Source organism: Enterobacter sp. KB-221C9 (assembly GCF_041320715.1).
GTDB classification, from domain to species: Bacteria; Pseudomonadota; Gammaproteobacteria; order Enterobacterales; family Enterobacteriaceae; genus Enterobacter; species Enterobacter asburiae_D.
Genome location: NZ_JBGIWG010000001.1, coordinates 293,255 through 304,503, shown reverse-complemented (window position 1 = coordinate 304,503; position 11,249 = coordinate 293,255). Strand labels below are relative to the sequence as shown.

Annotated in this window: 12 protein-coding genes; 3 read left to right on the top strand and 9 right to left on the bottom strand. The window is 54.8% G+C overall.

The features are described from left to right. The first annotated feature begins 350 nt into the window (after positions 1-350). Positions 351-1,316: a L,D-transpeptidase family protein gene (locus AB8846_RS01480; protein ID WP_063144617.1), complete on the top strand. Its 966-nt coding sequence runs from the start codon at positions 351-353 to the stop codon at positions 1,314-1,316. Positions 1,317-1,390: 74 nt separating this feature from the next. Here the strand turns inward: AB8846_RS01480 and bhsA are convergent, their stop codons facing one another. Then, the gene (gene bhsA / locus AB8846_RS01475) at positions 1,391-1,648 is read right to left on the bottom strand and encodes a multiple stress resistance protein BhsA (protein WP_023616599.1); all 258 of its coding nucleotides are present in this window, start codon (positions 1,646-1,648) and stop codon (positions 1,391-1,393) included. A gap of 245 nt (positions 1,649-1,893) precedes the next feature. Here bhsA and AB8846_RS01470 point away from each other — a divergent pair, with 245 nt between their 5' ends. Then, positions 1,894-2,529, top strand: coding sequence for a TetR/AcrR family transcriptional regulator (locus AB8846_RS01470; protein WP_029739866.1), 636 nt, complete (start codon positions 1,894-1,896; stop codon positions 2,527-2,529). A gap of 59 nt (positions 2,530-2,588) precedes the next feature. On the opposite strand, the gene AB8846_RS01465 is transcribed toward AB8846_RS01470, so the two are convergent. From AB8846_RS01465 to hinT, 8 genes are all read right to left on the bottom strand, one after another. Further along, positions 2,589-3,128, bottom strand: coding sequence for a glycine zipper 2TM domain-containing protein (locus tag AB8846_RS01465; RefSeq protein ID WP_063144618.1), 540 nt, complete (start codon positions 3,126-3,128; stop codon positions 2,589-2,591). Positions 3,129-3,321: 193 nt separating this feature from the next. Next, the gene (locus AB8846_RS01460) at positions 3,322-4,626 is read right to left on the bottom strand and encodes an NAD(P)/FAD-dependent oxidoreductase (protein ID WP_023335290.1); all 1,305 of its coding nucleotides are present in this window, start codon (positions 4,624-4,626) and stop codon (positions 3,322-3,324) included. A gap of 238 nt (positions 4,627-4,864) precedes the next feature. Beyond that, the gene (gene ycfP, locus AB8846_RS01455) at positions 4,865-5,407 is read right to left on the bottom strand and encodes an alpha/beta hydrolase YcfP (protein ID WP_370731839.1); all 543 of its coding nucleotides are present in this window, start codon (positions 5,405-5,407) and stop codon (positions 4,865-4,867) included. Positions 5,408-5,441: 34 nt separating this feature from the next. Continuing rightward, on the bottom strand, positions 5,442-6,467 hold the full coding sequence (nagZ, locus tag AB8846_RS01450) for a beta-N-acetylhexosaminidase (protein WP_202774434.1): 1,026 nt from the start codon (positions 6,465-6,467) through the stop codon (positions 5,442-5,444). Positions 6,468-6,478: 11 nt separating this feature from the next. Then, positions 6,479-7,303, bottom strand: a complete 825-nt coding sequence (thiK, locus tag AB8846_RS01445) for a thiamine kinase (protein WP_370731838.1) — start codon at positions 7,301-7,303, stop codon at positions 6,479-6,481. After that, the gene (gene lpoB, locus AB8846_RS01440; RefSeq protein ID WP_331412627.1) at positions 7,284-7,931 is read right to left on the bottom strand and encodes a penicillin-binding protein activator LpoB; all 648 of its coding nucleotides are present in this window, start codon (positions 7,929-7,931) and stop codon (positions 7,284-7,286) included. The genes thiK and lpoB overlap by 20 nt, the downstream gene beginning before the upstream one ends. Positions 7,932-7,941: 10 nt before the next feature. Further along, a complete protein-coding gene (locus AB8846_RS01435) occupies positions 7,942-8,316 on the bottom strand; it encodes a YcfL family protein (protein ID WP_063144624.1) in 375 nt (124 codons plus the stop codon). 1 nt (position 8,317) lies between these two features. Then, a complete protein-coding gene (gene hinT, locus AB8846_RS01430; protein WP_006809243.1) occupies positions 8,318-8,677 on the bottom strand; it encodes a purine nucleoside phosphoramidase in 360 nt (119 codons plus the stop codon). A 349-nt stretch (positions 8,678-9,026) separates the two neighbouring features. Between hinT and fhuE the strand changes: the two genes are divergently transcribed. Beyond that, entirely contained in the window at positions 9,027-11,216 is a 2,190-nt protein-coding gene (gene fhuE, locus AB8846_RS01425; protein ID WP_370731837.1) for a ferric-rhodotorulic acid/ferric-coprogen receptor FhuE, read from the top strand. The last annotated feature ends 33 nt before the right edge of the window (positions 11,217-11,249 follow it).

Below are 11,249 nucleotides of genomic sequence, written 5' to 3'. Positions count from 1 at the left end.
CGTAGCGGCGATTTACCGCCGGGAGCCCGGGTCGCAGGGTGGTGGCAACTGAGCCACCCTGGCACGTTCACAGGTCATGTCGTTACAGAGTAGCAAGGAACATAAAGTGAACGGAATGACCACCAGAGCCGTATGTTCCCCCTCACCCCAGCCCTCTCCCTCAATGGAGAGGGGGTCGTCCGTGCAGGCATCATTTTATGGGGATCCCTTCCCCCTGTTAGCCCAGCGCTACGGGGGGACAATTTACAAACTCTTTGCACTTCACCCGATCTTCCCGACATACCCATTCGCCATAATTATGTTTAACGCCTTATAAAACAATAACCTTATTATTTTCATGGATTATGGTGATGATGACCTCTTCGCGTTTTACTCGCTGGATGACCCTGTTTGCGCTGGCAGCCACCGTCGCGGTTGCGCTTCCCGCTCGGGCAAACACCTGGCCCCTTCCCCCTCCCGGCAGCAAGGTGGTGGGTGAAAACCGCTTTCATGTGGTTGAAAACAATGGTGGTTCACTGGAAGCGATTGCCAAAAAATATAACGTCGGTTTTCTGGCCCTGCTGCAGGCGAACCCCGGCGTCGATCCGTATGTCCCGCGCGCGGGCAGCGTACTGACCATCCCGTTACAGACTATTCTGCCAGACGCCCCGCGCGAGGGGATGGTGATAAACCTCGCCGAGCTGCGTCTGTACTATTACCCGCCGGGTAAAAACGAAGTGACCGTCTACCCTATCGGTATTGGTCAGCTGGGCGGCGACACGCTGACGCCGACGATGGTCACCACCGTCTCGGATAAACGTGCAAATCCAACCTGGACCCCGACGGCCAACATCCGTGCCCGCTATAAGGCCCAGGGGATCGATCTTCCTGCTGTGGTGCCGGCAGGTCCGGATAACCCGATGGGGCATCACGCGATCCGCCTGGCGGCATACGGCGGCGTCTACCTGCTGCACGGAACGAATGCGGACTTTGGCATCGGCATGCGCGTCAGCTCCGGCTGTATTCGTCTGCGCGATGACGATATCAAAACGCTGTTTAACGTCGTTACGCCGGGAACCAAAGTAAATATTATCAATACGCCGATTAAAGTTTCAGAAGAGCCCGGCGGCGTGCGGCTGGTTGAGATTCACCAGCCGTTATCGAAAAACATTGGCGACGATCCGCAGACGCTGCCCATTAACCTGAATGCCGCGATGGTAAGCTTTAAAACGAATGCCAATACCAATAGCGTGGTGATGGAGCGCGCGATGGAAGCGCGGTCTGGCATGCCGACCGATGTCACCCGGCATCACGACGTCGTCCAGCAGTCGATGTAAATCAGAAATAAAAAACGCCCTGCTGAGCAGGGCGTTTTTTATTGCAGTGGCATAAATGAGGGTTTATGCACGGCTTATTTGTAGATGACAGCCGTACCGTGCAGGGTGTTAGGACCGGTCACGGAGGTGATGCGGTAAGATTTTGCACCCATCTCTTGCGCTTTTTGTGCCAGCTGATCTTCCAGGGAACCCAGGTTAGTCCCGGCAGAGGCAGAGATTGTCCCGACTTTATGCTGGTCAGCAGGGGTGGATTGCACTTGTACAGCAGCAAAGCTTGCGAAAGAGAGTGAACTCAGGACAGCGGCAGCGATGAGGGTTTTGACGTTTTTCATGATGTTTACCTTTAGCAGATGAATTTGGGAGGTCGTTAATCATTTAGTTAACGATCGATAGGTAAATCATAAATGTGATCCAGGTCACGCGTCAACATAATTTTATAACGAGCGTTAACTTAATTTTAAAATTCTTATTTTTCATACATATATGATTAATTTATTTTTAAGCATTCTGCACTGGTGGTGGGTTGCGTTTATTTTTATAATGGTCATTCACCAAACCAACAGAGGACCAACGGCAAATGACAACCGATGTCACGAGTTGTGCGAAGAAAAGCCGTGGCCGACCAAAAGTGTTTGACAGGGATGCAGCGCTTGATAAGGCCATGACTCTCTTCTGGCAACATGGGTATGAAGCAACCTCGCTTTCCGATCTGGTAGAAGCCACCGGAGCAAAAGCGCCGACGCTGTATGCCGAATTTACCAATAAAGAGGGGCTGTTCAGGGCGGTGCTGGACAGGTACATTTCGCGCTTTGCGGCGAAACACGAAGCCCAGCTGTTCTGTGAAGAGAAAAGCGTTGAACAGGCGCTTCGCGACTATTTCACCGCCGTCGCGACCTGTTTCACCAGTAAAGAGACGCCTGCGGGCTGCTTTATGATTAACACCTCTGCCACCCTTGCGGCGTCCTCTAAAGAGATTGCCAATACGGTGAAATCGCGGCATGCCATGCAGGAGGAGACGCTCAGCGCATTTCTGGCGCAGCGCCAGCAGCGCGGTGAAATCCCGGCGCAATGCAACCCTCAGCTGCTGGCGCAATACCTGAGCTGTATTTTGCAGGGGATGTCGATCAGCGCCCGTGAAGGGGCCACGCTGGAGAAACTGCAGCATATTAGTGAAACCACGCTGCGGCTGTGGCCTGAGCTACTGAAAATCTGACGCAAAAAAAAGCTCCTCAGCCTGAGCGCATGAGGAGCTAAATTCAGAGAACATCTTTTTTACACTTTGTTATTCAGAACCAGCTGGCCATTTCCATCCAGTGGAATTTGCGTGCCCGGGTCTTTATCCATGCGGATTTTGCCCTGCTGATCGCCAATTTTGTACGTCACGTCATAGCCCAGCATTTTTTCCGACTTGTCATAGACGGTTTTGCAGCGCTGCTGAGACGTGGTGTAGGTATCATTATCCTGCATCGCGCCCTGCACCTGGTTACCGGCATAGCCGCCACCCAGCGCGCCGACCACGGTCGCCACATCTTTACCCCGGCCGCCGCCAAACTGGTGACCAATCACCCCACCCGCTACCGCACCCAGAACAGAACCGGCGATGCGGTTTTCATCCTGTACCGGACGACGGTGCGTCACGGAGACGTTGCGGCACTCCTGACGAGGGGTTTTCACGGTTTCTTTAATCGGTGTAGCAGAAACCACCTGCGCATACTGCGGGCCACGATCTAATACGTTGAGACTAGCAACGGCAGCCACACCTAACGCAGCCGCGACGCCAATCCCTATACCCGCCAACATTGATTTATTCACGGGACTTCCTCCTTTGTTGCTATTGGTAACAATTTTGCAATGGAGGCAACGCTTCGCCAATAAGATAAAGGATCAAAAAAGGGGCGTTGAGAGGAGATATATTGTATTTAGGAGAACTCTTAAGCAGTCAAACTGTGATCTACAGCATGAAATGCTAAAAACTCCCTCCGGAGGGCCCGGAGGGAGTGGAAGATTAGTGCAGCTTCAGACGCGGACGGATCACGCGGTTGATTCTGCCCACCAGCATCATCAGCCCGGTTTTGAAGTAGCCGTGCAGCGCAATCTGGTGCATACGGTACAGGGAGATATACACGAAGCGGGCAATACGCCCTTCTACCATCATTGAGCCACGCATCAGGTTGCCCATCAGGCTGCCGACGGTAGAAAAGTTTGACAGCGACACCAGTGAACCGTGGTCTTTGTAGACATAGGCTTTCATTGGCTTGCCTTTGTACTGCGCCAGAATATTGTGCAGCACCAGGCTTGCCATCTGGTGAGCGGCCTGCGCGCGCGGCGGCACGAATCCGCCTTCAGGACGCGCGCAGGAGGCACAGTCACCGATAGCAAAGATTTCAGGGTCACGCGTGGTTTGCAGCGTTGGCTCGGTTACCAGCTGGTTAATGCGGTTCGTTTCCAGACCGCCGATCTCTTTCATAAAGTCAGGCGCTTTGATACCTGCCGCCCAGACCATCAGATCCGCTTTGATATACTCGCCGTCTTTGGTGTGCAGACCGCCTTCGTCGGCGCTGGTCACCATGGTTTGCGTCAGCACCCGCACGCCCAGCTTGGTGAGCTCATTGTGCGCCGCACCGGAAATACGCGGAGGCAGCGCGGGCAGGATGCGTTCACCGGCTTCAACCAGCGTGACGTTCAGCGCTTCGTTAGTTAACCCTTTGTAACCGTAGCTGTGCAGCTGTTTCACCGCATTGTGCAGCTCCGCAGACAGCTCAACGCCGGTCGCACCGCCGCCAACAATGGCGATATTCACCTTACCGTTCGCACCCATATTGCTGGTGTACTTCAGGAACAGGTTCAGCATTTCCTGATGGAAACGACGCGCCTGGTGCGGGTTATCGAGGAAGATACAGTGCTCTTTCACGCCCGGCGTGTTGAAATCGTTGGAGGTACTGCCCAGCGCCATGACCAGCGTGTCGTACGCCAGTTTACGCTCGGGAACCAGCAGCTCCCCTTTTTCATCGCGCAGCTCTGCAAGGGTGATGGTTTTGCTTTCACGGTTGATGTCCACCACCGAGCCCAGCTGGAACTGGAAATGATGGTTACGCGCGTGCGCCAGATAGCTGAGCGCATCCACGCCCTCATCCAGAGAGCCGGTCGCCACTTCGTGCAGCAGAGGTTTCCACAGGTGGCTGTGGTTACGATCCACCAGCGTAATTTTGGCTTTTTTACCGCGACCCAGCTTCTTGCCCAGCTGTGTAGCCAGCTCCAGCCCGCCAGCACCACCGCCTACAATCACTATCTTTTTCAATGGCGTAGTCAACGTGACCCCCTCAAATTATTAACCAATTGTTAATTAAAAGTTATAAAAATAACCCTTAATTAACAACAGGTTACAGCACTGAAACCATTCAGGTGCATTGAGAATAACACGTCAGGCGCATTGGTCATACCAAAATTGATATGCATCAAGTTTTGATGGCTTAAAAGTAGACAATTCTGGTCGAAAAGAAAGCCCGGTACGCTTTCGCGGCCGGGCTTTGATGCCTGCGGGTAAGGGGTTAACCCAGCGTTTTAAACGCTTTGATGCGCTGCAGATGCGGGGAGATGTTCTTGAACTTGTGGGTCTGTTCTTCGTCCCAGACGATCTCATAGTAATGATGCAGCAGTTCTGCTGCCCGATGGCTGTTAAGCGCTTCATCATTACGTGAAAGGATCACCAGGCAGCGGTCGCGGTTTTTCTCACGAAAATTGCTGACGCACTTGGTCGCAATATCGACATACTCTTCCGGGCGGTCAATTTTGCCTTCCATGTTCTCGTTCGGGAACAGGTTAGGATTGAACACCACCTGACGGATGTCGCACAGGAAGCCAATGCGCTCCGCCCAGTAGCCACCCAGCCCCACGCCGCAGATCAGCGGGCGATCGTCGACGTTGAGCTGCAACATCTTGTCCACCTCTTTGAGCAGATGCTGCATATCATGCTTCGGATGGCACGTGCTGTAGCTGATCAACCGTACATCCGGATCGATAAACTGCAGCTGCAGCACCTTCTCATGATTACCAGGACTGTTTGAGTCAAAACCGTGTAAATAGATGATCATCGTCTTCTCACCACGCTACGCCTTCCGGGAGGGTTTACAGGCTGGCTTTATGTGCCTGCCAGCGCTCATTCAGGTCTTCAAGCCGGGCGTTGACCGTCTTCCAGCGCGCCGAATCCATCAGCTCCTGACGGCTAAATGAACCTTTATGATACAATTGTGTAACACGCTCTGCATTGATCGGCGACAGGTTATCCAGCACGCTAACGGCACCTTTACGATTATTGCAGACCAGGATCATATCGCAACCTGCATCCAGCGATGCCTGACCGCGTTCAGCGTAGCTGCCCATGATCGCGGCCCCTTCCATCGATAAATCGTCAGAGAAAATCACGCCGTTAAAACCCAGCTCCTGACGCAGAACGGTTTTCAGCCAGTGCGGAGAACCGCTGGCAGGACGCGGGTCAACGTCGCTGTAAATAACGTGCGCGGGCATAATGGCATCCAGCTTGTTATCGGTGATAAGCGACTGGAAAACCGACATATCTTTGGCGCGTATTTCCGCTTCCGGGCGCGGATCGCGCGGGGTCTCTTTGTGGGAATCCGCCGTCACCGCCCCGTGACCCGGGAAGTGTTTCCCGGTGGTTTTCATCCCGGCATCGTGCATGCCGTCGATGAATCGGGTCGCCACTGCCAGTGCAATACGCGGATCTTCATGGTATGAGCGTTCGCCAATGGCAGCGCTGATATGCCCTACATCCAGCACCGGGGCAAAGCTAATGTCGATATCCATGGCAATCATTTCGCTGGCCATCAGCCAGCCGGCCTCCTGCGCCAGTTTTCCACCCTCTTCCGTGCCGAGCAGCGCGGCAAAAGACTGGGCGGCGGGCAGGCGGGTAAAACCGTCGCGAAAACGCTGCACGCGTCCGCCTTCCTGATCGACGGCCACCACCAGATGGTTACGCGACGCGGCGCGGATCTGACGCACCAGCTCGCGCAGCTGCGCCGGATCGTGATAGTTGCGGGTAAACAGGATCAGGCCGCCCACCAGCGGATGCGCCAGAATTTCACGCTCCTCCGCATCCAGCTCAAACCCTTCTACATCCAACATGACTGGACCCACATCCACCTCTCTTATCCTTTAGTTTGTAACTGACGCCAGGCATCGTCTGCCAGCGCAATAAATTGTTTGTCTCTGGACTGCCGATAGCGCATTTCAAACCAGCCGGCCATTAACATGACGACCCAGGGTCGCCAGCGCCTGACCTGACGCCTAAGCGCGTCGGGGTCAATATGTGCCACCTGAGCGTAGTCCCTGATGAGCATCTGCCGCGCGGCTTCACTCTCCGTCCAGACTGCCGCCAGCTCCAGCGCCACATCGCCATCTCCGGCATACTCCCAGTCGATAAGCCTGATGTCCGCTGGCGTATGAACAATATTCCCGGCATGAACGTCCATATGCAACGGCGCGAGCCGAATCGGCTGCGGCTCGCCCGTTTTACGCAGCCGCTTAAGATGTGCCAGCCACATTGGGGTACGCCTGCCAGGCAGGGCTTGCTGCCAGTAGTGCTCAAGCAGCGGGAATAACGTAATTCGCCATCCCAGACGTGGCTGCCGGTGCAGATGATACAGTATTGCCGCAAGCTCTGGGGTGTCCGGCAGCGCGCTTTTAACTTCACCGTCCAGATAGTCGACGCCCATCCAGCCCTGTCTGAAAAAACGGGGTTCAGGCACGAGATCTGACGGAAGACGTCTCAGGGCACGAAACTGACGACGGAAATGGAAAGCAGGCGCGTAGGGATCGTGATTCTGCCGCAAGACCAGACGGTGTTCGCCCTGCTCTATAATGCAACTCGCGCCGCCAAGCCCGGAATGGGCCTGCGGCGCGATAAGGCGATACTGAGGAAAATAGCGCGTCAGAATTTCTTCACGCGTGCCGTCATTGTTGCGTAACCGCACCTTTACCTGACCAGATAATTTCGCCTGTTTGAACCAGCATCAGCTGCATCTGCAGGGCTGGGGTATTCACGTTACCGGTGGCGTTAGAGTACAGCACATACTGTGCGCCAACGTTTCGGGCAATACCGATCGCCTTGCTACGTGAGCCGAGGCTATCCTGCGGCGACAGGCCCAGCTGCTGTTTGGCTACCGCGAGCTGTTGAGCCGAAACCAGCGTAAACTTGCCGTTGTTTGCCAGGGCATTGCGCAGGGTTTCCGTCGCTTCACCCGCGTTCAGCGAACCGTTGGTACGGTTGTTCACGCTGTCGACCAGCAACACGCTGCCCGCCGTCACGCCCTGCGCCTGCAGCATTTTACCGACCATCGGCTGCATTGCCCCGTTCCAGTCGTAATGGCGCACGCGCGGCGTGGGCTGTGAAGTCTGGTCCGGATGCTCAATCGGGCCTGGCTGGGCCGGAATAGACGGTACAGACGGCACGGTTGGCTGCTGCTGCGTTGGCGGTGTCGGCTGTTCAGTACCCGGTTTAGCCTCTTCCACAGGCGCAGGCTGTTCAGTTCGGGTCACACACCCTGCCAGGAACAGAGCGAAAGCTGTCACGAGCGCATAGCGGCTCAAATTTTTAATCAAGGTTCACCCCTCAGAGATAAAGATAAAGTCTCACCTTATGCGCACCCAGATAGTTGGCGCTGCCATAGAGCGTTACCGACGACCTGGCCGGAATGGTGACGCTGCGCGGCGCCTCCAGCGGATGCATTTCAAGACCTCTTACGTCATACCAGAAAAAACGGTAGTGGACCGTCACTGGTTCATGTCTTTCATTAAAGAGCGTAGAGGAGGCAGATGAGTTGATTTCACTGATGGTCAACGCGGGCTGTTGCGCCGTGATGCCCGCGGCAAGCACGGAGGATTCCATGACCAGCGTCTGTTCATCATTCACGGGGATCGCCGGACGCGAGCTGCACCCCACAATCATCATCGTCATTACCAGCGCTGCAATACGCCCTTTAAGCATGTCAGAGACCTTTATGTGCCAGCATCGGCCCCAGAGGACGTCCACCCAGCAGATGCATGTGAATATGATAAACTTCCTGGCCACCATGACGGTTGCAGTTCATGATCAGACGGTAACCGTCTTCTGCAATCCCTTCCTGTTCAGCGATTTTCGCGGCCACCGTCAGCATACGACCTAACGCCACTTCATGCTCGGTTTTTACGTCGTTTACAGTCGGAATCAGAATATTGGGAATGATAAGGATGTGCGTCGGGGCCTGAGGGGAAATGTCCCGGAAAGCCGTCACCAGTTCATCCTGATAGACGATATCTGACGGAATTTCGCGACGGATAATTTTACTGAAAATCGTTTCTTCAGCCATGACCTTTTCCTTTTTTGTTTAATCTGGCGCAATGCGTCCGCTGTAAACACACTGCCGGGATCGGTGTGTGACACAATTCAAGAGTATGAGCGAGTTTCTCCTGTCCTTTCAACCTCCTCCCTCGATTTCTTTCCTGAATGTTCATCAGCTGGGTGAAGAGTGACCGCTCGTATGCCTCAACGGGCTGAAACATTATTTCAGTTCCGTCCGACACATCTGTTTACAGGATTAATAGCAATGCGTATATTTCGCATTTGCATTTTCATGCGCATTTTCAACATAGAAAACGACGCCAGCCCGTTTCTGCGGGACTGACGCATACCCTCTTCACCGTTATAAGGGTTTGATAATGTCTTTCATTAATCACACCAGGGATGGGCAACATCAGCCTGTCGCAACGCCTTCGTTGCTGGCAGTCTGCATTGCTATGGCATTGACGCCAGCCGCCGCTTTCGCTGCATCAACAGCCGAAGATACCGTCATCGTAGACGAAGGTTTTGACAAAACACAGGATCCTTCCACAAACCAGGCTCAGGATTACAGCGTAAAAACCACCACCACCGGCACCAAACTGTTGCTGGTTCCCCGCGATATCCCGCAGTCCGTCAGCGTGATCAGCCAGCAGCGCATGGCCGATCAAAACCTGCAGTCCATCGGCCAGGTGTTAACTAACACCACGGGCGTAACGGCGCAGGTGCAGGACAGCGACCGTACCGTATTTTACTCGCGCGGATTTTTCGTTAGTAACTACGCCTATGACGACCTGCCGACCTCCATCAGCGAGGTGTGGAACTTTGGCGATACCGCCGCCGATACCGCGATCTACGACCGTATCGAAGTGGTGCGCGGCGCAACCGGCCTGATGTCCGGCACGGGCAACCCGGCGGCGTACGTCAATATGGTACGTAAGCATGCGGACAGTAATGAATTCAAAGGGAATGTTTCGGCCAGCTACGGCAGCTGGGACAAGCAGCGCTACGTGCTGGATTTGCAGGCGCCGCTGGTGGAGTCCGGTAAGGTGCGGGGCCGCCTGATTACGGGTTATCAGGATAACGACAGCTTCGTGGATAACTATCACTACCGGAAGAAATTCCTCTACGGCGTGATGGACGCGGATGTCACCGACAGGACTACCCTCTCTGTGGGGTATGAGTATCAGGAAAGTAATACCGACGACCCGACCTGGGGCGGACTGCCGACCTGGTACAGCGACGGGAGTAAAACCAATTACAATCGTAGCCAGACCGTCGCGCCTGACTGGGCCTACTCGGACAAGGACAGCACCCGCATCTTCGCTAACCTGACACAGCGTTTCGACAACGGCTGGGAAGCGCACATTAACGGCATGCATGCTGAAACCAACTTCGACTCTAAGCTGATGTATATGTCCGGTTATCCGGATAAAGAGACCGGCACGGGCATGGTGGGCTACGGCGGCTGGAACCGTGGGGAACGTAAACAGGATGCCGTAGATGCGTTCCTGCGCGGCGATTTCGAACTCTTTGGCCGTCAGCACGAAATGATGTTCGGCGGCAGCTTCAGCCGCCAGCGTAACCATTACGACAACTCAATGCCTGACGCGGTTTACGGCATGGTTGATGTGGGTAACTTTAAGAACTGGAACGGTAACATTGCCGATCCGCAGTGGACGCCGTGGAAGCTCTACAGCAAGGATGACATCCGCCAGTCCTCAGCGTATACCTCCGCCCGCTTCTCGCTGGCTGACCCGCTGCATCTGATCCTCGGCGCGCGTTATACCAACTATAACATTCGCTATAACCCGGCGGGCTCCCCGGACACCCGTCTGGAAAGCACTAAAGATGACGTTACGCCCTACGCGGGCCTGGTCTACGACATCAATGAAGACTGGTCGACCTACGTCAGCTATACCACCATCTTCCAGCCGCAGGACAAGCGTAACGCCAGCGGACGCTATCTCGACCCAACCACGGGCAAAAGCTACGAAGCCGGTGTGAAGGCAGACTGGTTCAATACCCGTCTTACCACCTCGCTGGCGATTTTCCGCATTGAGCAGGATAACGTCGCAAGCAACACGTATACCTACATGCCGAGCGGTGAGTCGATCTATCAGTCGCTGGACGGCGTAGTGAGCAAAGGGATTGAGTTCGAGCTGAACGGAGCGCTGACCGATAACTGGCAATTGACCTTCGGCGCGACACGCTACATTGCTGAAGATAAGAATGGCAACGCCGTCAGCGCCGATCAGCCGCGCACGACCATGAAACTGTTCACCCGTTATCAACTGCCTATGCTGCCAGCCCTGACCGTTGGCGGGGGCATAAACTGGCAAAATAAAGTGTGGACGGATGTGGATGGCGCTCCGGCTGGCCGCAACCGTGCGGAGCAAGGCAGCTACGGGCTGGTTAACCTCTTTAGCCGCTATCAGGTCACCACAGATTTTGCCGTTCAGGCGAACGTCAACAACCTGTTCGACAAAGAGTATTACGATTACGTCGGCTCTTATGTGGTTTATGGCGCGCCGCTGAACGTCTCGGTGAGCGCGAGCTACGACTTCTGAGTGACAGAAGCCCGGTGGCGCTACGCTTGCCGG